This window comes from Rhizobium sp. YS-1r, from assembly GCF_000757525.1.
Classification (GTDB): Bacteria; Pseudomonadota; Alphaproteobacteria; order Rhizobiales; family Rhizobiaceae; genus Neorhizobium; species Neorhizobium petrolearium.
Genome location: NZ_JPYQ01000056.1, coordinates 541,885 through 564,959, shown reverse-complemented (window position 1 = coordinate 564,959; position 23,075 = coordinate 541,885). Strand labels below are relative to the sequence as shown.

The following is a 23,075-nucleotide window of genomic DNA, read 5'->3' as shown; positions in this document are numbered from 1 at the left end:
GAAGATGAAGGATACATGAATGTACCAGTTTTCATACGCCGAGATCATGGAGGACGGCGTCGCAGACGCCAAGGATCGCGAGCGGCAGGCCCTTGATCGTTCCATTGAACTTCTGATCGCGGCTCGCGATGAAGAAGGTTATTCGCGCGCGACGATCGAGGCTCTGTTTTATACCCGGCGTGTCTGGATCCGGTTCATCGAAGACTTGAGGCAACCCGATAACGAGTTGGCTACCGAATTGCGGGCGGATCTGATCTCCATTGCCATCTGGATATTGAAGGAATGCGAGAAGATCAGAAAACGCGAATCGGCCAATTTCCAGGGCGTTATAGACGTGACCACCATCATCAGGGATGGACTTAAATGAAAAGTACGCTTCGCATCTCCTTGAAATCCGGCGAGCGGATCTTCATCAACGGCGCCGTGTTGCGCGTTGATCGCAAGGTCGCGCTGGAATTCCTCAACGACGTCACATTCCTTTTGGAAAACCATGTTCTTCAGCCGGAAGATGCGACCACACCGCTTCGTCAGCTCTACTTCATCGCCCAGATGATGCTTATCAATCCGGACGGCCGGGAACAGTCGATGACGTTGTTCCGCAAGTCTGTCGCCATGCTGCTCACCTGCTTCAATGACGATGAGGTTCTGGCGGAATTGAAACGGATTGACGGGATGGTTGCTTCCGGCCGGGCCTTCGATGCACTCAAGGCGATCCGAGCGCTCTACCCGGTGGAAGACCGCATTCTCAATAACCAGGAAATTGCGCCCGCGACCGTCGAGCGCATCCGCAAGGAGATCGCGCCATGGCGGTAGATCCGGTTACATCGGCAGCGGCCAACCCCTGGGCGAATGCCGGTGCATCGAGCGATGCGGCGAATAACGCCAGTCTCAACTACAATAACTTCCTGCAGCTTCTCATAGCGCAGATGAAGTACCAGGATCCGACCGATCCCATGGATGCGAGCGAGCAGATCTCTCAGCTTGCGACGTTCTCGCAGGTCGAGCAGTCGATCCAGACGAACACGCATCTGAAGAGCATGTTGCAGGCAGAGGCGTTGACGCGTGCGAGCGATCTGATCGGCAAATATGTCAAGAGCGCCGACGATACGCTCACCGGCAAGGTCAAGGAAGTCGAGGTCTATTCCGACGGCGTCGTCGCCATCACGGAAGACGACAACAAGATCCTGCTGCAGGCCGGCGTCGTATTCTCGGATGAACCGTTCCCGGCCGAGGATGACACTTCCGATGGCTCGACTGATACCGACGACGGCGCTACAGATACCTGATCGAAATAGCTGCGAATCAGGATAAGCGCGATGAATGAGGCCGATGCCCTGGACATCATGCAGGCGGCGATCTGGACGGTCCTGATCGCTTCCGGCCCCGCGGTTGTCGTGGCTATGGTCGTGGGCGTGGCCATCGCCTTTCTCCAGGCGCTGACGCAAATCCAGGAAATGACGCTGACTTTCGTACCGAAGATCGTCGCGATCATGATTACGATCGGTATCACAGCACCATTTATCGGCGGTCAGATCAATCTTTTCGCCAATCTGGTCTTTTCGCGGGTGCAGTCCGGCTTTTGAGCGATTGCTGCCCGCCGGCTTTTCCCACCCCACCTTCGCGCAAGCTTCGCCCGTTAGTCAGGATGTGAACTGGTAGGAGAATGTCCTGCCGCCATCTCATGAAGAGACGGGAAATCCATGGCGCAACCACCTGCATTATCCATACCGAAGGTAGCTCCGAGCGGCCGTGACATCGGCTTTGCTCTCGGCATCGTCGCCATCCTCTGCATCCTTTTCCTGCCGATACCGCCTTTCCTCATCGATATCGGTCTTGCCTTCTCGATCGCATTTTCGGTGCTGATCCTGATGGTGGCACTGTGGATCCAGCGTCCGCTCGATTTCTCGTCGTTTCCGACAGTTTTGCTGATCGCGACCATGGTGCGCTTGTCGCTCAACATCGCAACGACGCGCGTGATCCTCTCGCGGGGCCATGAAGGTCATGGCGCCGCGGGCAACGTGATCCAGGGCTTTTCCGGCCTTGTCATGTCCGGCGACTTCGTGATCGGCGTGATTGTCTTCATGATCCTCGTCACCGTGAATTTCATCGTCATCACTAAGGGTGCGACGCGTATCGCGGAAGTCGGCGCCCGCTTCACCCTCGACGCCATCCCCGGCAAGCAGATGTCGATCGACGCGGACCTGTCGGCAGGCATTATCGACGAGAAGGAGGCCCAGCGCCGCCGCTCCGAGCTTGAAGAGGAAAGCTCCTTCTTCGGGGCGATGGACGGTGCGTCGAAATTCGTTCGCGGCGACGCGATTGCCGGTCTCATCATCACCGCTATCAATGTCTTCGGCGGCATCATCATCGGTTACTTCCGCCACGGCTTGCCGATCGGCGAGGCGGCGGATGTTTTCGTCAAGCTTTCCGTCGGCGATGGCATCGTCTCACAGATTCCGGCACTTATTGTCTCACTCGCGGCCGGCCTCCTTGTGACCCGCGGCGGCACGGCCGGGTCCACCGACAAGGCTGTCGTCGATCAATTGAGCGGCTATCCGCGCGCCCTATCGATGTCCGCTGCGTTGATGGGCCTGCTTGCCATCGTGCCGGGTCTGCCCCTCCTGCCTTTCGTTGCCCTGGGTGGCGCTCTGGGTTTCGGTGCCTGGCTGGTGCCACGCCGTGTCGAGGCAGAGAACAAGGCCCGTCGGGAAGACGAGGAAAAGAAGGTCGTCCAGAGCAAGGAAGCCGAGAAGGAATCGGTCAAATCGGTCCTCAAGACTGCTGAAATCGAACTTGCGCTCGGCAAGCAGGTCTCGACCCGACTGCTCGGCCAGCATCAGGAACTTGCTTTCCGCGTTGGCAAGATGCGCAAGAAGTTTGCGACCCAGTACGGCTTCGTAGTGCCGGAAATCAAGGTCTGCGACGACATCGCCATCCCTGAAAAGTCCTACCAGATCCGCATCCATGGCACGACGATCGCTTCCAACGTATTGCGCGTCGGCGATGTGCTTGTCGTCACCGGGTCTGGCCGCAAGCCGAGCATTCCCGGCGACGAAATCCGCGAGCCCGCCTTTGGAATGCCCGCGGTCTCGATCCTTGAAACTTTCGCCGAAGACCTGAAGCGCGAAGGATTCCATCCGATCGACAACGTTTCGGTCGTGCTGACCCATCTGTCGGAAGTCATCCGCAACAACCTGCCGCAGCTTCTCTCCTATAAGGACGTCAAGATCCTGATCGACCGTCTCGATCCGGAATACAAGAAGCTTGCTGACGAAATCTGCTCATCGCACATGTCCTATTCCGGTCTGCAGGCGGTGCTGAAACTGCTGCTGGCCGAACGCGTCTCGATCCGCAATCTGCATCTCATCCTGGAAGCGGTGGCGGAACTGGCGCCGCATGTCCGCAAGACGGAACAGATCGTCGAGCATGTGCGCGTGCGAATGGCGCAACAGCTCTGCGGTGACCTTGCCGACAACGGCGTGCTGCGCGTGCTGCGTCTCGGTAACAAGTGGGACATGCTTTTCCATCAGGCCCTCAAGCGAGATGCCAAGGGAGAAGTGGTCGAATTCGACATCGATCCGCGCACGCTTGAGGAATTCAGTGAGCAGGCGACCAAAGTTATCCGTGAATTCATGGATCGGGGTCTGCCCTTCGTGCTTGTCACGTCCCCGGAAACACGCTCCTATGTCCGCATGATCATCGAACGACTCTTTGCAACATTGCCGGTTCTGTCACATGTGGAACTGGCGAAAGGCCTCGAGATCAAGATTCTGGGTGCGATCTCGTGACCGCCGGCCTCTAGGGCCTAAGGGACTTTTTATGATTACCGACCCGCAGGGGACCATTCTCGCACTCTTCCTTGCGTTTTGCCGCATGGGCGGGTGCATTATGGTCCTGCCGGGCTTTGGAAGCGCTCGCGTGCCGGCACAGGTCAGGCTCTTCCTGGCCGTCGCCCTTTCCATGGCAATACTGCCGGTTCTCTGGGATATGATCTACCCGAAGGCGTCTTCACCGGATGCCACCTATATCGGCCTGATCTTTACCGAAGCCTTGATTGGCATCGGCTATGGCCTGATCGCCCGGCTCTACACCCTCAGCATGCAGTTCGCCGGCGCGATTCTGACCATGTCGATCGGTTTTACTGCGCCAGGCGGCCAGGACATTCTGGAAGATGCTTCGGAAAACCAGCTGACAAACCTGCTGACGTTGAGCGGTCTGCTGCTCCTGTTCATGATGGATTTTCATCACATCGTTTTCCGTGCCCTCGTCGATTCCTACGCGGCAACGCCTGTGGGTGCCGTGATCGATTCACAGAGGATTCTGATTACGCTGACGGATACGTTGCGTGCCTCGACCATGATCATGCTGCGGCTGGCAAGCCCGTTCCTGATCTATGGTCTGATGTTCAACGTCGCGATCGGCTTCATCAACAAGCTCGCGCCGCAGATTCCGGTTTACTTTATTTCCACGCCCTTTCTGCTGATGGGTGGGCTTTTCCTTCTTTATCTCTCGATCGCCGCCTTCATTCGCCTCTACGTGGATGGCTTCGTGCCGATCTTCACATCCTTCTAGGAGAGGCGAAAATGGCAGGTCCAGCAAAGAGGTCGGACAAACTCAAGCGCCTGGTGGCGGTTCAGCGGCATATGGAGAAGATGGCCGAACACGAGCTTGCCGCGACGACCCGCCACCGGGCCGAAGTCAATCAGTCGATGGAGGACGTGATCGGAGCTATCGGCTCGATGGAACCCATCCATCGGCAATTCTCACAGCATTATGCCGAGCGCTTCGGTCGCCTGACCATGAAGGAGCGTCAGCTTGCGGGCATCCAGCAACTTCAGGAGATGAAGGTTCTCAAGGAGCGGACCAAGGCCGATCGCCTGGAGGAGAACATGAAGGAGGCCCGCGATCACGAAGACCGCGAGGCGGCTGATGACACCATAAGTGAGCTCATCGAGATCACCTTGGGCGTGCAGATGATCAAATAGACTCGCCAGCCTCCAGCAAGCTTCGGACGCCATAGTCCCCTCATTGCGCAGATCACCCGATGCGAATCGGATTCCGACAGGATCATGTGCCGTTGCAAACTTGCTGCTGTGCCCTGCGCCTTTCCTGGATGCAGTTCACGGCATTCATTGAAAGGAACTGACGTGGCGATTTCACCTCCAAGCGATCTGGTTTTGGATGTCGTCCGTGCCGCCGACCCTGCCGCCGTACAAGAGGCGCAGGCGAAGCTGAAGGCGAGCAAGGCGGCTTTTGCTGCGACGAGTCTCGCGGAAGTCGGCAAGGGTTTCGGCGCCGCCATGAACATCATCGACACTCCTGCGACGAAAGCAGGCCTCGGCAACCCGGTCATGCCGAAAGAGATCGCCGAAATGCCGGACGAATACCGCAAGTTCGAAGCTTCGGTGTTGCAGACTTTCGTGAATTCCATGCTCCCCAAGGAAACCGAGGAGGTTTACGGCAAGGGCTCGGCGGGTGAGTTCTGGAAGAGCATGATGGCCGAGAAGATTGCTGACGAGATGTCCGAGAAGGGTGGAATCGGCATCGCCGAGCAGATGTATTCACAGGCACTCGCACGGGCTGAACGGCACGGGACGGTCAACACCACCACCGACGAGAATGATCGCAGCCGCGCGATGAGCATGATTACCGATTTTGAACGTCAGGTTCTCGGCGTCGGCAAGAGCAATGAGGCCTGACATGACTCAGACTGGGGCAGAAAATATGGAAGTCGTTTCGAATGATTATCGCATCAAGACCGTGCTTGGCCGGTTGGAGATGATAATCGACAATGAAAATCAGCGGATCGGCCGCGACCCGGAATTTGATCTGAAGGTCTCGAATGCTCACAAGAGCCGATGCCTCTATGAACTGACCATGCTCTTCCGTGGCACCGACCCCAGGGAACTCGCCATCGGTTATGTCGACCAGATGCATGGCTTGAAGGACAAACTTGCCCTCAACGCTCGCCGGGTCGAGGCACATTTGCATGCCGTGCGTGCGGTTGCGGATCTCCTGAAGAACGCCGCTCGCGACGCCGATGGTGATGGAACCTATACCCAGGAACAGTTCACCTACGGCGAGGTCTGATGATCAAGCTCCTTCTTACAGGTCTCTGGGTCTGCATCGTTACGCTCGGAGCGGTATATTTCTCCGTGCAGATGTCTGCCGCGCCGACGCCGGTCGATGAGGAGGCCAAGAAGAAGGAGCTTCTTGAACTGATACCGGGGGAATCGATCACCATACCGGTGATTTCGGATGGCGCGATCACCGGTTACTTCCTGGGCCGCGTTTCCTTCATGGTGGACAAACAGAAGATCACGGGCGTCAAGCTGCCGATAACGGAGGTGACGACTGATGAGCTCTTCACCCTGCTGATCGGCAACAAGATGGTCGATCTCAGCAAACCGGGCGCCTTCGATCTCGAAAAATTCCGCTCGAGCATCAAGGACGGCATGAACAAGAAGCTCGGCGAGGGCCTGGTGTCGGAAGTACTGGTCGAACAGCTTGATTATCTTTCGAAGGAAGATATTCGCAACAATGCTTCGCGCGGCAACAAGAATCCGAATCCGGGCCGGAAGATCGTCGAAGGCGTGAAAATCGAGGCGCCGCAATCATCAGGCCATTGAAATGATTTAGGTGGACCCTGACAGAGGTCGGCCTTATGGGCCGGCTTTTCGTTTATGAGCAGTCCCGGAAATGCACGGATCGCTCGAATTTTAACAAATGGTTTAAGTGGAATTTCAGCGCGCTCCCTTAAGGTTCGGCGAAATTGTTCGTCCTTCATCGTGGAGCACACCGATGAACGCATCGGTAGAATTCCTGGTATCTGCGTCATCCCGGACTTTGTTCGGTCTGCGCACCTGCGACCTCGGCTGGAATGCAGCGCTCGCTCTCGCGGAGGGGCTGATTTCATTGCGCGGCAACCGAACGACGCTCGCATTTGTCGATGAACGGACGGCTCTGCGTCAGGTTGTCGATGCCCTTTATCGGGATCAGCTGAGTCGTCGACTGCTATTGCCGGGCGGAAACGGCATTCTCGGCCGGTTGGCAAATGCGCTGCGGGCAAAGCCTGCCCGCGTCCGGTTCTCGGCGAGCACATTCGTTCCCGCGCTGCTGACGTTCCTGGAAAAGGGCTGCCGGATCGGTATCGCCAGCGAGGATACCGCCCGTACAGCCGCTTTACGGAGCCATTTTGCCCGCCATGCGCCGTGGCACGATATCGTGACGATCAATGCTGATGATGATATCGTGCAGCGTTGCGATCTCATCATCGTCGACGCGGCAAACCCAGCTGCGGAAAGGCGGATGGAGCGGCGTCTATCGTCGGTTCCCGCTGGTCTGGTCGTCATGGCGGGATCTGGCTTATCCGGCTTCATCGAAGACGCGCCGGTTCGGGTTGGAGCGAAAGTTCCGTCGATGCCGGCTAAAGCGTCTTTCGCCTGACAAGTTAACTCTTTCTTTGCCATACAAATTTAGACTGCCTTAATCAAAGGCTGCCTGCGAGGATGCCGGCGGCATGGATTTATGTGGTCATCCATGTATCAGTCGGTGAAAATCATAGAAGACCGGAATCCGGAGGCGTCGGCCATACCCGCCGACGCCGGATCGATGCATGCCGCGATGCGTTTCACTCTCCTCAAGGTCAGCGTCATTACACTGATTGGTGCTGCCTTGGCGTTTCCAATGGCTGCATCGGTTCCGCAAAAGTTCGAAGCTGAAACCCGGCTGAAGATCGAAGCAGCAAGCGAGCGCGCGATCAACGATGCCGCTGCGGCGCTGCATTCGAAGCGGAGTCTGGACAATCTGATCCGCGCTCTCAACCTGGGAGGCGGCAGCGAATTCGCCGTTGATCGTTCGAGCCTCCTAAGTGTGGCCTCCGATATCGTCTCCGGCGAGGCGATGACGGTATCACAGGCTGAGAACCGGCTGCGTGACCGGCTTTCTCAGGCGATCTTGACCAGCTACGACCGCCAGGCAGGCGAACTCACGGTTTCAGTCACCGCCGCGGAAGCGGACGAGGCGGTGAAAATCGCCAACATGCTCGGCGACACGCTGAGTGACGAGATCGCCATTTCGGGGAACGGCGCGTCTGAGCCGTTGGTGGAAAAGCTGCGTCAGACTCTTGAGCATGCCGAGGCGTCGCTTTCCGGCTTCATCGCGAAAACGGACCAGCAAAAGCTTGCCCAACTGCGCCGGGCGGAAAGCGAAGAACAACAACTGACTGCGGAGATCTCTGGCGCAGAAGCTCAGCTTGCAGAGCTGAAGCAGAAGGCCGTGCAGGCGTCTGAAATGAAATTCGACGACATTCTGAGCAAACCGTTGCCGGATAGCCTGGAATATACCGGCCTCGACTATCAGCGGCAGAGATATATCGAAGCAAAGCTCGCCGTCGATCGGCTCGCAGGCGATCTCGGCCCTCGCCACCCGCGCTTGCTCGCAGCCCGAGCGGCGCTCGAGGATGCGCGGTCCGGCATTCAGACGGCTCTGAAGCAGCTTTCGGCTTCACTTGGCCAGCAGGAGAAGGCGGCTGCCATACATCTGGCCGAACTCAAGGCGGCGAAGTCGAGAAAGCCGGGTGACAAGGAGATCGTCGATTCCGCCGCGAGGCTCGCAGGTCTCGAAGCCGCGGTCGGTGAGGCGCGCAGGAACTATCTCGATGCGCTTCAGCGCGGCGAGACGCACCCGAAAACTGCGGCAGCGAAGGTTGAGGTTCTTGTTCCGGCAACGGTCGAGAGGGTGAAAGCGCGCGGCCTGTCGGTCGCCGAGATATCGGGTGCAGGTGCATTGGCCGGCTTCTGCCTCGGTTCGATGCTCGTCTTTTTTACGCGTCGCAAACCGGGCGAGGTTCCGGTAGATGGCGCTGAAGCGGAACTCGCAACCGAGCCGGAGCTGACAGTTGGGCCGGACTGGCGGGAGGACGTTCCCGAGCCGGAAAATGCTTTCGAAGAGCTTCATGCCCCGCGCTGCGATGATCCTTTCCATGAGCCGAAGCACCCTCGGCGCCCGCATTATCCGGCTCCCGCCAATGATCGCCCGCTCGTCGATCATATCCGCGAAGTATTGATGGTTAACCGGAGGCTGGCGCAGGAGGCCGACCTTCCGCCGCTGGTCTCGCCCATTACGTCCGCCCGCCTTGCGGAAGAAGCGAGCCATGCGAGGCCGCTTGTTTCTCAACAGGATATTCGCAGGGCTGAAGAGGTTCGTGAGCTGCGCCGTCACATGACCGAGCTACGAGAACGTGTGCAGATGCACTCCGCCCGCCGGAGCGCATCCGCAAGATAAGGCCCCGCGACATCGAATCCTCTTGCATTTGCCGTCTGCGACCAGCATAGGCGTTGGCGAGCAAATTTTATACGTGCCCGTGTATACATTGGCAACGGTTCAAGCGGGAGGTACGCGTGGCTGTGGTGATCGATGGGAAAGAGGCGGCAGCGTCCGTCATTGCGGCCGTGACCGAAGCGGCTGCTTCGCTCGAAAGGGAAACAGGCGTCCAGCCGGGCTTGGCGGTCGTCATCGTCGGTAACGATCCGGCGAGCCATGCCTATGTCAATTCCAAGAGCAAGATGGCCAAGCAGTGCGGCTTCAACTCGATCCAGCACAGCTTGCCGGAAGACACGAAGCAGGAGGAACTGGAAAAGCTTGTTGCGGAGCTTAACGCCGATCCGGCCATCCACGGTATCCTGGTTCAGCTCCCGTTGCCGAAGCACCTGAATGCCGAGCCGGTGATCCTGTCCATCTCGCCGGAAAAGGATGTCGACGGCCTGCATGTCGTCAATGCCGGCAAGATTGCCACCGGCGATCTCGATACCGGTCTCATTTCCTGCACGCCGGCCGGTGCCATGTTGCTCGTCAACCGTATACACGGTCGTGATCTTTCGGGCCTCAATGCCGTCGTCATCGGCCGCTCCAACCTGTTTGGTAAGCCGATGGCGCTGCTGCTGCTCGCTGCCAATGCGACCGTCACCATGGCGCATTCGAAGACCAGGGATCTCGCCACGATCTGCCGCACCGCGGATATCCTCGTCGCTGCGGTCGGACGTCCGCAGATGGTCAAGGCAGACTGGGTGAAACCTGGCGCAACGGTCATCGACGTCGGCATCAACCGCGTGCCGGCGCCGGACAAGGGCGAGGGCAAGACCCGGCTTGTCGGTGACGTTGCCTATGCCGAAGCCGTTGAGATCGCAGGCGCGATTACGCCGGTTCCCGGTGGCGTCGGCCCTATGACCATCGCAATGCTGATGGCCAACACCGTAATCGCCGCCTATCGCGCCGCGGGAAAGCCGGCGCCGAAGTTTTAGGGTAGCATTGAGCGTTTGCGATCTTCGACATGCTGTCGGCGGAGGGGTTGACTCCGTCGCCAGAGCGTTAAATCTCTTCCTATGTTTGGGAACTCCCGGCGGGGTAGCAAAAGCCGGGGCAATGGGAGGATGATTTTATGAAGACATCATTTTGGATCGGCGCGGCGCTTGCGACACTCCTTGCAGGCAGCGCAGCCGCCCAGGAACTTAAGTTCGCACCGGGTGAGGATTCGCGTTTCAACTGGAAGAGCTATGAGGATTTCAAGGCCGCTCACTCGGATCTGAAAGGACAGAGCCTCACGCTGTTCGGCCCTTGGCGTGGCGAAGACGAGGTCCTGTTCAACAGCGTTCTCGCTTATTTCAATGCCGCAACCGGCATTGACGGCCGTTATTCCTCCTCGGAAAATTACGAGCAGCAGATCGTCATCGATACGCAGGCCGGCTCCCCTCCGAATATCGCCATCATTCCGCAGCCGGGTCTGCTGGCCGATCTCGCCGCCAAGGGCCTCCTGACCCCGCTCGGCCAGGAGAATTCCGACTGGGTCAAGAGCAATTACGGCTCGGGCGCCGACTGGATCCGCTACGGCACCTACAAGGGCAAGGATGGCAAGGAGGCCTATTTCGGCTTCCCCTTCAAGGCGGACTTCAAGTCCATGGTCTGGTACGTGCCGGAAAACTTCGAGGAAGCGGGCTACGAGGTCCCGAAGACCATGGAGGACCTCTTCAAGCTCAGCGACCAGATCGTTGAGGATGGTGGCGTTCCATGGTGCATCGGCCTCGGTTCGGGCGGCGCGACCGGCTGGCCGGCGACCGACTGGGTCGAGGACCTGATGCTGCGGACCCAGAAACCGGAGGTCTATGACAAGTGGGTCAGTAACGAGGTCAAGTTCGACGACCCGGCCGTCGTTGGCGCGATCGAGGAATTCGGCAAGTTCGCAAAAAATGAGAAATATGTCAGTGGCGGCGTGGCGGCAGTGGCTTCCACCGATTTCCGCGACAGCCCCAAGGGCCTCTTCGGCATTCCGCCGAAATGCTACCTGCATCACCAGGCCTCCTTCGTTCCGTCCTTTTTCCCGCCCGATACGAAGCTCGGCACCGATGCCGACTTCTTCTACCTGCCCACCTATGCTTCGAAGCCGGAACTGGGAACGCCGGTCCTCGGCGCGGGCACGATGTTCGCGATCACCAAGGATTCGCCAGCCGCCAAGGCCTTCATCGAATTCCTGAAAACGCCGATCGCGCATGAGGTCTGGATGGCGCAGTCATCGTTCCTGACGCCGTTCAAGGGCGCCAATCCCGATGCCTACGCCAATGAGGTCCTGAAGAAGCAGGGTGAGGCCCTGACCACTGCGACGACCTTCCGCTTCGACGCGTCCGACCTTATGCCGGGCAAGATCGGCGCCGGTGCCTTCTGGACCGGCATGGTCGACTATGTCGGCGGCAAGGACGCCAAGACGGTCGCGTCCGACATTCAGAAGGCATGGGACGGCCTGAAGTAAATCCGCTTATTGCCGCGCCGGCGAGACCGGCGCGGCTTCCAACAGATTGATTTTCAAAAGATTGACTGTTCTTCGACCATAACAGCGGGCGGATAGCCGCCAAAAAGAACCAGCATCCTCCTGCGATGCTGGCCACAAGGAGGGGACATGGTATCGCAGATCGTCTCGGCCGTCGGCGTGGTAATCGCCGGCGTTTTTGCGTGTGCGCTCTATTACTGGCTCTCCGACAAGCTGCTCCAGATCGTCTTTCCGGTGCCGAAGGAGAATGTCCGGACGGCGTCTGTCAATCTCAATCGCCGGGCCGTCGTCCGCCCCTGGTTGTTCCTGGGGCCGGCGCTGATCCTGCTCGGGGTCTATCTGGTCTATCCGGTCGTCGCGACCTTCATCCTGTCCTTCTATGATCGGTCCGGCGGCAGTTTCGTCGGTTTTGCGAATTACCGATGGGCGCTCTTCGATGATCAGTTTCGCCAGTCGATCTTCAATAACATCCTCTGGCTCGCCGTCGTTCCGGCGGCCTGCACTTTCTTCGGCCTCGTCATCGCCGTCCTGACCGACCGCATCTGGTGGGGCAATGTCGCCAAGAGCCTCGTTTTCATGCCGATGGCGATCTCCTTCGTCGGCGCCTCGGTCATCTGGAAATTCATCTACGAGTATCGCGGCGGCAACGAGACTCAGATCGGCCTCCTGAACTCCGTCGTACAGTTCTTCGGCGGCAATCCGCAGGTCTGGATAGCGATGCCCTTCTGGAACAATTTCTTCCTCATGATCATCCTCATCTGGATACAGACCGGCTTTGCCATGGTCATCCTGTCGGCAGCGCTCCGTGGCATTCCCGAGGAGACGATCGAGGCGGCGGTCATCGATGGCGCCAACGGCTGGCAGATTTTCTGGAAGATCATGGTGCCGCAGATCTGGGGCACGATCGCCGTCGTCTGGACGACCATCACCATTCTGGTGCTGAAGGTTTTCGACATCGTGCTGACCATGACCAACGGCCAGTGGAACACGATGGTACTCGCGAACCTGATGTTCGACTGGATGTTCCGGGGCGGAGGCGATTCCGGCCGAAGTGCAGTCATCGCGCTTGTCATCATGGCGGCGGTGACACCGATCATGATCTGGAATATCCGCCAGGCGAACAAGGAAACGGGAGGCCATTGAGATGAATGCTGTTGCTGGTCTTCGCCGTATCGGACTTCCCCGTCTCATCGTTCACCTGTCGGTGCTCCTGATCTGCATCATCTGGCTGATCCCGACGCTCGGTATCCTCGTCACCTCCTTCCGTGATCCGGCGCAGATCACATCGTCGGGGTGGTGGACCGCCTTCGGCAGCGCCTCGCAAACCACGGCGTCGCGATTGGCAGACCCGTCTGCCGCACGGCAGGAAGGGACGAACTATGTCATCTCCGGCTCGGTTTTCGAGGCGGGGCAGGGCGTAACCGTGCGGGCTTTCGGCACGCGTGTCGCTGCTCCAGGGGAGTTCCAGGCCGGCCAGCCGGCAGATCTCGGAGAAGGGGAGACATTGACCGTCAATGAGGATGGCAGCTACACCTACACGAAGAACGGTCCATTCGAGAGCGAGCGTGGACGACGCGTGTACCTCACGATCGCTACGCCGCCGACTTTCACCACGCAGAATTACAATACCGTGCTCACATCCCAGGGGATCGGGCAGTCTTTCGTCAATTCGCTGACGGTTGCTGTTCCCTCGACGATCATACCCATCCTGATCGCCGCCTTTGCGGCCTATGCGCTTTCCTGGATGGAGTTTCCCGGCCGTGCGTTGATTATCGCAATGGTCGTGGGGTTGATCGTCGTACCGTTGCAGATGTCGCTCATTCCGCTGCTGCGGATGTACAACGAGATCGGCACGTTCTTCGGCGTGCCGTCGAGAAGTTACGCCGGCATCTGGCTGGCGCATTCCGCATTCGGCATGCCACTCGCCATTTATCTCCTGCGCAACTATATCGCCGGGCTGCCGAAGGAGATCATCGAATCGGCTCGAGTGGACGGCGCAAGCGATTTCGAGATTTTCATCAGGATTGTGCTTCCCCTGTCGTTCCCGGCCCTTGCATCTTTCTCGATCTTCCAGTTCCTGTGGACCTGGAACGACCTCCTGGTCGCCATGGTCTTCCTCGGAACCAACAGGGAGCAGCTCGTCCTGACCGGTGCTCTGAACGCGCTTTTGGGCTCGATGGGTGGAAGGTGGGAAATCCTGACGGCCTCTGCTTTCATCTCCATCCTCGTGCCGCTGATTGTCTTCTTCGCGTTGCAGCGTTACCTCGTGCGCGGCTTGCTTGCTGGTTCGGTCAAGGGCGGCTGAGCCGATATTTCATCTGACAACAACAGGATATTGAATGACCATTTCGGCAGAAACCCCCGCAACACCCGATAAGGATTGGTGGCGCGGAGCCGTGATTTACCAAATCTATCCGCGTTCCTTTCAGGATTCGAACGGCGATGGCATCGGTGACTTGAAGGGAATCACGGCACGCCTGCCGCACGTGGCCGCGCTCGGGGCCGATGCCGTCTGGATTTCACCCTTCTTCCCGTCGCCGATGAAGGATTTCGGTTACGACGTGTCGAACTATACCGATGTCGATCCGATGTTCGGCGCACTTTCGGATTTCGATGGATTGATCGCCGAGGCACACCGTCTCGGCATCAAGGTGATGATCGACCTGGTGATGTCGCACAGTTCGGACCAGCATCCCTGGTTCATCGAAAGCCGGTCCAGCCGCTTCAATCCCAAGGCGGACTGGTATGTCTGGGCCGACGCCAGGCCGGACGGCACGCCGCCCAACAACTGGCTGTCGATCTTCGGTGGGTCGGCCTGGGCGTGGGACCCGACCCGCATGCAGTATTACATGCACAACTTCCTGACCTCGCAGCCGGATCTGAACCTCCACAATCCGGAAGTGCAGGACGCGTTGCTGGACATGACCCGCTTCTGGCTGCAGCGCGGCGTCGACGGTTTCCGCCTCGACACGATCAACTTCTATTTCCACGACAAGGAACTGCGCGACAACCCGGCATTGGAACCGTCGCGGCGCAACGCCTCCACCGCGCCGGCGGTGAACCCCTACAACTTCCAGGAACATCTCTACGACAAGAATCGGCCGGAAAACCTGGAATTCCTGAGGCGCTTTCGTGCGGTGCTCGATGAGTTCCCTGCGATCGCTGCGGTCGGCGAAGTCGGCGACAGCCAGCGGGGATTGGAGATCGTCGGGGAATATACGTCCGGTAACGACAAGATGCATATGTGCTATGCTTTCGAGTTCCTGGCACCCGATCCTTTGACGGCGGCTCGTGTTGTCGCGGTCCAGGATGCGTTTTCCCTGGCGGCACCCGATGGCTGGGCCTGCTGGGCCTTCTCGAACCATGATGTCGTGCGCCACGTCACGCGCTGGGGCTCCGATATTCTTGACCGGGATGCTTATGCCAAGATGACCTCCGCAATCCTGATGACGCAGCGCGGCTCGGTCTGCATCTATCAGGGGGAGGAATTGGGGCTTACCGAGGCGGATATCGCTTACGCGGATCTCCAGGATCCCTACGGCATTCAGTTCTGGCCGGAATTCAAGGGCCGCGATGGCTGCCGTACGCCGATGGTGTGGGATTCTCAGGCGCTGCAAGCGGGGTTCTCTACGGCCGAGAAGACCTGGCTGCCGATTCCTGTCGAGCATCAGCTTCGGGCTGTGGGGGCTCAATATGGCGATCCGGCTTCGGTGCTGGAGCAGTACCGGCGTTTCCTCGCCTTCCGCAAACAGCACCCGGCTTTCGCCAAGGGCGATATCCTTTTCCTGCCGGAAGACGGTACAGTCCTGGGATACGAGCGGCGCCATGGCAACGAAATTGTGCTCTGCGTTTTCAATATGAGTGCGGCCGCAGCAATAACGGAACTTCCGGTCGGCGAATGGGAAGTTCTGACCGGTCACGGATTTGAAAGCAGCCTGGAAGACAGACGAGTGGAGTTACCGGCTTGGGGGGCGTTCTTTGCCCGTCAAGCCTAACAAAAAGGGGAGGTGATCATGGCTGGCGTCGTTCTGAAGGATATCCGCAAGGCCTATGGACAGGTGAAGGTTCTGCATGGCATCGACCTGGACATCAGCCAGGGCGAGTTCGTGGTCTTCGTAGGTCCCTCTGGTTGCGGCAAGTCCACGCTGCTGCGGATGATTTCCGGCCTGGAGAGCATCACTGCCGGGGAGATGTATATCGACGGCCAGCTCGTGAACGAAGTCCCGCCTTCGCGGCGCGGTATTGCCATGGTCTTCCAGTCCTATGCGCTCTATCCGCATATGACGGTTTACGACAACATGGCCTTCGGCATGCGGATTGCCCGCGAGAGCAAGCAGGAGATCGACCGCCGTGTCCGTTCGGCGGCGGAAATCCTGCAGCTTACCCCCTATCTCGATCGTCTTCCGAAAGCCCTTTCCGGCGGCCAGCGCCAGCGTGTCGCGATCGGACGCGCTATTTGCCGTGATCCCAAGGTCTTCCTGTTCGACGAACCTCTGTCGAACCTTGATGCGGCACTTCGCGTCGCGACCCGCATTGAGATCGCCAAGCTCAAGGAGCAGATGCCGGACACGACGATGATTTACGTGACCCACGACCAGGTGGAGGCGATGACGCTTGCCGATCGTATTGTCGTGCTCTCGGCCGGCCGGATCGAGCAGGTCGGCGCACCGCTTGAACTCTACGAATCTCCGGAGAACCTCTTCGTTGCCCGCTTCATCGGTTCGCCGGCGATGAACATCATTCCCGCGACCGTCACGGAGACAGGCGACGTGACGACCGTTGCCCTGAAGGGCGGCAAGGCGGTGCATGTGCCGGTAGCCACTGCCGCGTCGGAAGCTGGCAAGACGGCAAGTTTTGGCGTCCGCCCGGAGGATCTTTCGGTCGCAACCGGTGACGACTATCTTTTTGAAGGGCGGGTCTCGATCGTCGAGGCGCTTGGCGAGGTGACCTTGCTTTATATCGAGGGCCTTGCCGATCAGGAGCCGATTATCGTCAAAATTCCCGGCATCCTGAATGTGCGCAAGGGTGAAGCGATGCGCTTTTCGGCCGATCCGAAGAAACTGCATCTTTTTGACGCGCAGGGTAAGACTTATCGCACTGCGTGAGTGAAGGGGTGTTTACCATGTTGTTGTGGTCTCTGCGCAGAATTGTTCCAGGGCGGGACTTCCAAACCTTCTGTTAAACTTCGCCGGCTAGTCTTTTCCTATTGAAGAATAGGAGGTTTGTCGTGAGTGCTGCTCCGACCAAAAATCATTTTTTGAACAAGGAAGAGTCTTTCATGTACGACCGGGAGGCCCGGTTCAAGATGGAAGACACCATGAATGCCGCCCGCATCGAGTATACCGAAAAGGGTGTGATGAACATGGCGCAGCGCCGCTGCGACGTGCTGCGCATCTCCCAAAGCGGGGCCATTCTCGGCATCCTCACGCAATATACGTTGCCGCAGCAGTTCTATCTCGATATTCCGGACGCGCGCATCACCAAGGTCGGCTGCCTGTTGATGAAGACCTTCGCCAACAACACGGTCGAGGTCCGTTTCCTGCGGCTGCTGTCGCAGAAGGAGCTTGATCGCATCTTCGTCTTCTCGACCCATCCGAACCACCGCGACCGGACGCTCGATATCCGCTCCTGGTGAGAGGGCTGCGGTGACGATTTAGCCGTCCGCCAGTGCTTCGATGACGAGCTGTTTCAGCTTGATATCGGGCACTTCGACGAAGGCGATGTCGTCGCGGCCGAAATAGCTCTTCTGATTGATGGCCGACCAGTCGTTGCAGACGATTCTGTAGCGCTGACTGCCTTCTGGAGCGTTCGGTGCTGCATAGAGGAAGTCGCCCGTGCGGGCGACAAGCGGGATTGCGCCGTCCTGATTGCAGCGTGCCAATATGGCGGAGAGCACGGCAGCATCGACTTCCGATGTCATGAGCTTGCCTTCGAAGCGCAGCGCCGCATTGAAGTCGAAGCGGCTGATATCGCCGGCAGGCAGACCGGTGCCGAACGACGTATGGCCGATGAAGCCGATATCGGCGTTCGCCTTGGCCGCCATGGCTTCCGCCGCGAACCGGGCGGTTTCGCCGAGCGTCATGGTTTTCGCGGTATGCGCAACGACGGCGCGCTCCTCTTCCTTGAGATGCCTGGCGAGCACGGTCGGAATGAGATCCTTGAGCACGGAGGAGGTGGGGCCGCTGCGATCGATCTCGATCCTCGTCAGTTCGGCAGCCTTGCCCGCAGTCGTGAAGGTGGCGATCGTGATGGCGGAAGACCACGATCCGGTATGGACATAGCGGGTTTCACCCTGCTCGTGCGTCAGCGTCAGGTGGTCGTGGCCGCCGATCATCAGCGTGCCGTCGGGCACGACCGGCAGGATATCGCGGTCCGGCACGACGCCGGCATGACTAAGCACGATGTTGACGCCATCGCCGCCAAGCAGTGTCGGCAGGTTTGCTCTGGCCCATTCCACTGGCTTCGGAATGTCCAGCTTGTCGCGCGCCGTCTTCGGATAGGTGTTGATGGCGTCCGTGCCCAGCGCGGCGATTTTCACCGTGAGCCCGCTGGCTTCGATCGTCGTGCCGGCCTGCGTGTAGGGTTTGCCGCTGCGTTTGTCGATGATGTTGCTGAGGACGGTAATGCCAAGCCCGCGAGCGCGCGCCACGAAATGGGCGAGGTCGTTGTCGAGGTCCGGCTCATGGTTGCCGATGTTGACGATGGTCGGGGCAAGCTTCGCCAGAGCGTCGAGGAAAGTCCAATCGATTTCGCCGCCGGATCGGGAGGCAACCACATTTCCGAGTTCGAAGATGTCGCCGTTGATCAGGATGACCTGGGGAATGCCTGCGCCGGTAACCTGCTTCTCGACGACGGAAAGAAGCTGGCCCATGCGTTCGTAGGCCGAATGCAGGTCCGAAAGGATGATTGCCTGAAACCCTTCGCCGGCGGCCATGGCAATCGTCGGAAAGACCGGCATGGCGGCAGTCGATGCCAGCAAGGCCATGAGGTTACGGCGGGTGATTGCTGCACGCATCGGGTGTCTCCTCGGTTCTCGGCGGTTCCTGCGCTTCATAGAAACCGGTGAAGACAACCATATGACATGTCAAGCAAAGACGCTCGCTCCCTGGTCCGCATGGCCGACATTGCGGCGGAAGGCGGCGAAGAGCTCGCGGCCCATGCCGAACTCGTTGTCGGAAAGATCGACGACGAAAGGCGTGCGGGCATCAAACTCCGCCGCACCTACCAGTACCTCCAGGGTTCCGGCGATCGCATCGAGGCGGATGATATCGCCATCCCTGATCTTGGCGATCGGACCGCCATCAGAGGCTTCCGGTGTGATGTGGATTGCCGCAGGCACCTTGCCGGATGCGCCGGACATGCGTCCGTCGGTGACGAGCGCCACCTTGAAGCCGCGGTCCTGCAACACGCCGAGCGGCGGGGTCAGCCGATGCAGTTCCGGCATGCCGTTCGCCTTGGGACCCTGGAAGCGCACGACGGCGACGAAATCCCTGTTGAGCTCGCCGCGCTTGAAGGCATCCTGCAGCTCCTGCTGGTCATGGAAGACGATTGCCGGTGCCTCGATGATGTGCCGTTCCGGCTTGACAGCGGAAATCTTGATGACCGCCTTGCCGAGATTTCCCGTCAGCATCTTCAACCCGCCGTTCGATTGGAAGGGCGTTTCGATCAAGGCAAGTACCTTCTTGTCGCCGCTCTCTTCCGGTGCCGGTTCGCGCACGACCTGGCCATTGGCATCGAGCTTTGCCTCGACCGTATAGGCTTCCAGGCCCTGGCCGAAGACGGTGCGGACGTCGTCATGCAGCAGGCCCTGTTTCAGGAGTTGCTTGATGAGGAAACCCATGCCGCCGGCCGCATGGAAATGGTTCACATCGGCAAGGCCGTTCGGATAGACGCGCGCGATGAGCGGCACGACGTCGGAAAGATCGGAAATATCCTGCCAGGTAAGCTTTATGCCGGCGGCGCGCGCCATGGCGACGAGATGGAGCGTGTGATTGGTCGAGCCTCCCGTCGCATGCAGGCCGACGATGCCGTTGACGATCGAGCGCTCGTCGATCATTTCGCCGGCCGGCGTGAATTCGTTGCCGAGCGCAGTGATGGCGAGCGCCCGCTTGGCGGCTTCCTTCGTCAGCGCATCGCGCAGCGGCGTGCCGGGATTGACGAAGGATGCGCCGGGCATATGGAAGCCCATGATCTCCATCAGCATCTGGTTGGAATTGGCTGTGCCGTAGAAGGTGCAGGTGCCCGGCCCGTGATAGGATTTGGACTCGGCTTCGAGCAGCTCGGCGCGGCCGACCTTGCCTTCCGCATAAAGCTGGCGGATGCGCGACTTCTCGTCGTTGGGCAGGCCCGAAGTCATCGGTCCGGCCGGAATGAAGACGGAGGGCAGGTGGCCGAAACTCAATGCTGCGATTACCAGACCCGGCACGATCTTGTCGCAGATGCCGAGGAAGACGGCCGCATCGAACATGTTGTGCGAGAGGCCGATGCCGGCCGCCATGGCGATCGCATCGCGCGAGAAGAGCGATAGCTCCATGCCCGGCTGGCCCTGGGTGACACCGTCGCACATGGCCGGCACGCCGCCGGCGACCTGGGCGATGCCGCCTGCTTCCCTTGCCGCTTCCCGGATGATCGGCGGGAAGGTTTCATACGGCTGGTGGGCCGAGAGCATGTCGTTATAGGCGGTGATGATGCCGAGATTTGGAACGACGTCTCCCGCGAGTGCCGCCTTCTCGGCGGGGGAACAGACCGCGAAGCCATGCGCGAGATTGCCGCACGAAAGGACAGCGCGGTGAGGCCCCCTGGAACCCGCGCGTCGCACGCGGTCTAGATAGGCTTCGCGAAGCGGCTTCGATCGTTCGACGATGCGGGCGGTGATCGCCTCGATACTGGAATGGGCGGCCATGGTCTTGTCCTCTATCGTCAATCCCGGCTTGGGAGTGGCGAAAGCCGACCGGGATTGCTCCTGTTAAAAAATGCGGGCGTTCAAGGCGCCCAGTAAATCTCGAGCGGCGATTGGGCGCGGTTGAGCACGGCGCGGATCGGCATTTCGGTTTCGTCGGAACCGGCTTTCGCCTTGTCGAGCACGTCCTTCTTGCCCTGGCCTTCGATATGAAGCGCGAGGAAGCGCGCATCCGAAAGGCTCGCGAAGGAAAAGGTTAGCCGTTCTTCTCCCGCTCCCTCCGCCTCCATGGTCAGCACGCCGCGCGGACCGGAAAGGTTAAGCGCTTGCCCCAGATTGTTGCCATGCGGGAAGAACGAGGCGGTATGGCCATCCGTTCCCATGCCGAGGATAACCACATCGAAGGGCTTTCCGATGCCCGCGGCCTTCTCTGTCGCGATCACGGCCGCCTCATCGATCGAGGAACAGTCGTAATAGAGCGGGATGAATTTCGCTGCTGCCGCCCTGTCCTTCAGGAGATGGGTTGCGACCAGAAGGTGATTGGAGCGTGGGTTGTCGGCCGGCACGAAACGTTCGTCCACCAGCGTCACCGTGACTTTGCCCCAGTCGATATCGCGGGTGGAAAGCGTTTCGAAGAAGCGCTTCGGCGTCGAGCCGCCGGAAACCGCGATCGAGGCGGAACCCCGTTCGGGGATTGCCGCGGCAAGACGTGCCGCGACCTCGTCCGCCAGAGCGGTGGCGAGCGTTGCGGCATCGGAAAATTCATGCAGGTTCGCAGCCATCGTCTCAACCTTCGTGCCAGGTGCGACCGTCGCGCTCGATGAGGGCGATGGCCTGGCTCGGGCCCCAGGTGCCGGCAGTATAGCCCTGCACCTGCTGGCCGGTTTCCTCCCAGCCTTTCAGGATCGGATCGACCCAGCGCCATGCGGCCTCCACTTCGTCGCGGCGCATGAACAGCGTCTGGTTGGAGCGGATCGTGTCTGTGAGCAGTCGCTCATAGGCGTCGGGATTGCGCACGCTGAAGGCTTCGGCGAAGCTCATGTCGAGCGAGACTTCGCGCAGCCGCATGCCGCCCGGGCCGGGGTCCTTAATCATCAGCGACTGCTTGACGCCTTCATCGGGCTGCAGGCGGATGATGAGCTGGTTTGCAGCGATGCGGCCGGCAGAGGAATCGAAGATATTGTGCGGGATCGGCTTGAAGGTGATGACAATCTCCGAAACGCGGTTGGCAAGCCGTTTGCCGGTGCGGATGTAGAAGGGCACGCCCGCCCAGCGCCAGTTGCCGATCTCGGCCTTTATGGCGACGAAGGTCTCGGTGTTGGAAACACCCCCTTCAAGCTCTTCCAGATAGCCCTTGACGGGACCGCCCGCGGAAGCGCCTGCGCGATACTGGCCGCGCACGGTCATCTGCTCGACATTGGCTTCGGTAATAGGCTTCAGAGCGCGAAGGACCTTGAGCTTCTCGTCACGCACGGCCTCGGAATACATGGAGGAGGGCACTTCCATGGCGACGAGGCAGAGAAGCTGGAGGATATGGTTCTGCACCATGTCGCGCAATGCGCCGGCCGTGTCGTAATAGCCGGCCCGGCCTTCGAGGCCGACCGCTTCGGCGACCGTGATCTGCACATGGTCTATGTGTTGGGCATTCCAGAGCGGTTCGTAGAGGGCGTTGGCAAAGCGCAGCGCCATCAGGTTCTGCACCGTCTCCTTGCCGAGATAATGATCGATGCGGAAAATCTGCTCTTCGCGGAAGACCTTGCCGATCGTGTCGTTGAGTTCGAGCGCCGAGGCGAGGTCACGGCCGATCGGCTTTTCGACGACGATGCGGGTCGCCCTGGTAATCAGCTTGTGGTCGCGGATCTTGTCCGAGATCGCGCCGAAAATGCCGGGCGCTACAGCGAGATAAAAGACGCGAACGCGTTCCTTGCCGTCGTCGAGCAACTTTTTAAGTTCGTCCCAGCCCTGATCCGCCTTCGCGTCGACGGAGACGTAATAGAGCCGCTCGCAGAATTTCTTGGCCTCGGCCTCATCATACTCGCCCTTCTTCAGATGCTCCTTCAGGGCATCCTCGGCGAACTTGCGGTAATCCTCATGCGAAAGGTTGCTGCGGGAGGCGCCGATGATGCGGGTCGGCTCGGTGAACTGGCCCTCGACCTGACGGTGATAGAGCGCCGGCAGAAGCTTCCGCTCGGCAAGGTCGCCGGTTCCGCCGAAGACGATACAATCAAAAGGTTCGACTGGGATGATCTGGCTGCTCATCGCTGTTCTTTCATCTCGCATGGTTGGGGGCATGTTTAATCTAATCGATTTAAAATGGCTAGCCCGAAATGGCTCGGACGGATTACTAAGGCGGGTGCG

22 protein-coding genes and 1 pseudogene are annotated in these 23,075 nt (G+C 59.5%); 19 read left to right on the top strand and 4 right to left on the bottom strand.

The features are described from left to right. Positions 1–19: 19 nt before the first annotated feature. The 19 genes and pseudogenes from flaF (at position 20) to JL39_RS28260 (ending at position 17,453) form a co-directional block, all read left to right on the top strand. The gene (gene flaF / locus JL39_RS28350) at positions 20–367 is read left to right on the top strand and encodes a flagellar biosynthesis regulator FlaF (RefSeq protein WP_037158710.1); all 348 of its coding nucleotides are present in this window, start codon (positions 20–22) and stop codon (positions 365–367) included. Next, positions 364–813, top strand: a complete 450-nt coding sequence (flbT, locus tag JL39_RS28345; RefSeq protein ID WP_037158707.1) for a flagellar biosynthesis repressor FlbT — start codon at positions 364–366, stop codon at positions 811–813. Before flaF ends, flbT begins: the two co-directional genes overlap by 4 nt. After that, complete coding sequence (gene flgD, locus JL39_RS28340; RefSeq protein ID WP_037158704.1) at positions 804–1,286, top strand: flagellar hook assembly protein FlgD; 483 nt, start codon at positions 804–806, stop codon at positions 1,284–1,286. The genes flbT and flgD overlap by 10 nt, the downstream gene beginning before the upstream one ends. Before the next feature lie 30 nt (positions 1,287–1,316). Continuing rightward, complete coding sequence (gene fliQ, locus JL39_RS28335; RefSeq protein WP_037158701.1) at positions 1,317–1,583, top strand: flagellar biosynthesis protein FliQ; 267 nt, start codon at positions 1,317–1,319, stop codon at positions 1,581–1,583. 117 nt (positions 1,584–1,700) lie between these two features. Then, on the top strand, positions 1,701–3,788 hold the full coding sequence (flhA, locus tag JL39_RS28330; protein WP_037158698.1) for a flagellar biosynthesis protein FlhA: 2,088 nt from the start codon (positions 1,701–1,703) through the stop codon (positions 3,786–3,788). A 31-nt stretch (positions 3,789–3,819) separates the two neighbouring features. After that, a complete protein-coding gene (gene fliR / locus JL39_RS28325; protein ID WP_037158695.1) occupies positions 3,820–4,572 on the top strand; it encodes a flagellar biosynthetic protein FliR in 753 nt (250 codons plus the stop codon). Between the two features lie 11 nt (positions 4,573–4,583). Further along, positions 4,584–5,020: pseudogene (locus JL39_RS28320) on the top strand (hypothetical protein). A gap of 127 nt (positions 5,021–5,147) precedes the next feature. Then, a complete protein-coding gene (locus JL39_RS28315) occupies positions 5,148–5,699 on the top strand; it encodes a rod-binding protein (RefSeq protein WP_037158690.1) in 552 nt (183 codons plus the stop codon). Between the two features lie 25 nt (positions 5,700–5,724). Next, positions 5,725–6,090: a hypothetical protein gene (locus JL39_RS28310; RefSeq protein ID WP_037158687.1), complete on the top strand. Its 366-nt coding sequence runs from the start codon at positions 5,725–5,727 to the stop codon at positions 6,088–6,090. Next, positions 6,090–6,629, top strand: a complete 540-nt coding sequence (locus tag JL39_RS28305; protein ID WP_037158684.1) for a hypothetical protein — start codon at positions 6,090–6,092, stop codon at positions 6,627–6,629. Before JL39_RS28310 ends, JL39_RS28305 begins: the two co-directional genes overlap by 1 nt. A 106-nt stretch (positions 6,630–6,735) precedes the next feature. Next, positions 6,736–7,446 (top strand): hypothetical protein, encoded by a 711-nt coding sequence (locus JL39_RS30680; protein WP_200884019.1) that lies wholly within the window; start codon positions 6,736–6,738, stop codon positions 7,444–7,446. A 240-nt stretch (positions 7,447–7,686) separates the two neighbouring features. After that, positions 7,687–9,285 (top strand): hypothetical protein, encoded by a 1,599-nt coding sequence (locus JL39_RS28295; protein ID WP_152601293.1) that lies wholly within the window; start codon positions 7,687–7,689, stop codon positions 9,283–9,285. Between the two features lie 116 nt (positions 9,286–9,401). After that, positions 9,402–10,301, top strand: a complete 900-nt coding sequence (gene folD / locus JL39_RS28290) for a bifunctional methylenetetrahydrofolate dehydrogenase/methenyltetrahydrofolate cyclohydrolase FolD (RefSeq protein ID WP_037158679.1) — start codon at positions 9,402–9,404, stop codon at positions 10,299–10,301. A gap of 137 nt (positions 10,302–10,438) precedes the next feature. Beyond that, a complete protein-coding gene (locus tag JL39_RS28285) occupies positions 10,439–11,800 on the top strand; it encodes an ABC transporter substrate-binding protein (protein ID WP_037158676.1) in 1,362 nt (453 codons plus the stop codon). Positions 11,801–11,947: 147 nt separating this feature from the next. After that, a complete protein-coding gene (locus JL39_RS28280) occupies positions 11,948–12,961 on the top strand; it encodes a sugar ABC transporter permease (RefSeq protein ID WP_037158673.1) in 1,014 nt (337 codons plus the stop codon). Between the two features lies 1 nt (position 12,962). Next, a complete protein-coding gene (locus tag JL39_RS28275) occupies positions 12,963–14,123 on the top strand; it encodes a carbohydrate ABC transporter permease (RefSeq protein ID WP_037158670.1) in 1,161 nt (386 codons plus the stop codon). Between the two features lie 34 nt (positions 14,124–14,157). Continuing rightward, positions 14,158–15,813, top strand: coding sequence for an alpha-glucosidase family protein (locus JL39_RS28270; RefSeq protein ID WP_037158667.1), 1,656 nt, complete (start codon positions 14,158–14,160; stop codon positions 15,811–15,813). Positions 15,814–15,831: 18 nt separating this feature from the next. After that, on the top strand, positions 15,832–16,923 hold the full coding sequence (ugpC, locus tag JL39_RS28265; protein WP_037158665.1) for a sn-glycerol-3-phosphate ABC transporter ATP-binding protein UgpC: 1,092 nt from the start codon (positions 15,832–15,834) through the stop codon (positions 16,921–16,923). 173 nt (positions 16,924–17,096) lie between these two features. After that, positions 17,097–17,453 (top strand): hypothetical protein, encoded by a 357-nt coding sequence (locus tag JL39_RS28260; RefSeq protein WP_037158662.1) that lies wholly within the window; start codon positions 17,097–17,099, stop codon positions 17,451–17,453. An 18-nt stretch (positions 17,454–17,471) separates the two neighbouring features. Here JL39_RS28260 and JL39_RS28255 read toward each other — a convergent pair whose 3' ends face one another. The 4 genes from JL39_RS28255 to zwf all read right to left on the bottom strand — a co-directional run bounded on the left by JL39_RS28255 (position 17,472) and on the right by zwf (position 22,976). Beyond that, entirely contained in the window at positions 17,472–18,833 is a 1,362-nt protein-coding gene (locus JL39_RS28255) for a metallophosphoesterase (RefSeq protein WP_037158659.1), read from the bottom strand. Positions 18,834–18,902: 69 nt separating this feature from the next. Then, a complete protein-coding gene (edd, locus tag JL39_RS28250) occupies positions 18,903–20,720 on the bottom strand; it encodes a phosphogluconate dehydratase (RefSeq protein WP_037158656.1) in 1,818 nt (605 codons plus the stop codon). 80 nt (positions 20,721–20,800) lie between these two features. Beyond that, positions 20,801–21,499, bottom strand: a complete 699-nt coding sequence (pgl, locus tag JL39_RS28245; RefSeq protein ID WP_037158653.1) for a 6-phosphogluconolactonase — start codon at positions 21,497–21,499, stop codon at positions 20,801–20,803. Between the two features lie 4 nt (positions 21,500–21,503). Further along, complete coding sequence (gene zwf, locus JL39_RS28240) at positions 21,504–22,976, bottom strand: glucose-6-phosphate dehydrogenase (protein ID WP_037158651.1); 1,473 nt, start codon at positions 22,974–22,976, stop codon at positions 21,504–21,506. Positions 22,977–23,075 lie beyond the last annotated feature (99 nt).

Coding starts and splice junctions, on each gene's coding strand:
- JL39_RS28295 (WP_152601293.1), top strand. CDS start 7,687: ATGGCTGCATCGGTTCCGCAAAAGTTCGAAGCTGAAACCCGGCTGAAG.
- flhA (WP_037158698.1), top strand. CDS start 1,701: ATGGCGCAACCACCTGCATTATCCATACCGAAGGTAGCTCCGAGCGGC.
- fliR (WP_037158695.1), top strand. CDS start 3,820: ATGATTACCGACCCGCAGGGGACCATTCTCGCACTCTTCCTTGCGTTT.
- flgD (WP_037158704.1), top strand. CDS start 804: ATGGCGGTAGATCCGGTTACATCGGCAGCGGCCAACCCCTGGGCGAAT.
- JL39_RS28275 (WP_037158670.1), top strand. CDS start 12,963: ATGAATGCTGTTGCTGGTCTTCGCCGTATCGGACTTCCCCGTCTCATC.
- edd (WP_037158656.1), bottom strand. CDS start 20,720: ATGGCCGCCCATTCCAGTATCGAGGCGATCACCGCCCGCATCGTCGAA.
- JL39_RS28305 (WP_037158684.1), top strand. CDS start 6,090: ATGATCAAGCTCCTTCTTACAGGTCTCTGGGTCTGCATCGTTACGCTC.
- pgl (WP_037158653.1), bottom strand. CDS start 21,499: ATGGCTGCGAACCTGCATGAATTTTCCGATGCCGCAACGCTCGCCACC.
- JL39_RS28280 (WP_037158673.1), top strand. CDS start 11,948: ATGGTATCGCAGATCGTCTCGGCCGTCGGCGTGGTAATCGCCGGCGTT.
- JL39_RS28310 (WP_037158687.1), top strand. CDS start 5,725: ATGGAAGTCGTTTCGAATGATTATCGCATCAAGACCGTGCTTGGCCGG.
- flaF (WP_037158710.1), top strand. CDS start 20: ATGTACCAGTTTTCATACGCCGAGATCATGGAGGACGGCGTCGCAGAC.
- ugpC (WP_037158665.1), top strand. CDS start 15,832: ATGGCTGGCGTCGTTCTGAAGGATATCCGCAAGGCCTATGGACAGGTG.
- JL39_RS28285 (WP_037158676.1), top strand. CDS start 10,439: ATGAAGACATCATTTTGGATCGGCGCGGCGCTTGCGACACTCCTTGCA.
- JL39_RS28255 (WP_037158659.1), bottom strand. CDS start 18,833: ATGCGTGCAGCAATCACCCGCCGTAACCTCATGGCCTTGCTGGCATCG.
- JL39_RS28260 (WP_037158662.1), top strand. CDS start 17,097: ATGTACGACCGGGAGGCCCGGTTCAAGATGGAAGACACCATGAATGCC.
- JL39_RS28270 (WP_037158667.1), top strand. CDS start 14,158: ATGACCATTTCGGCAGAAACCCCCGCAACACCCGATAAGGATTGGTGG.
- zwf (WP_037158651.1), bottom strand. CDS start 22,976: ATGAGCAGCCAGATCATCCCAGTCGAACCTTTTGATTGTATCGTCTTC.
- fliQ (WP_037158701.1), top strand. CDS start 1,317: ATGAATGAGGCCGATGCCCTGGACATCATGCAGGCGGCGATCTGGACG.
- flbT (WP_037158707.1), top strand. CDS start 364: ATGAAAAGTACGCTTCGCATCTCCTTGAAATCCGGCGAGCGGATCTTC.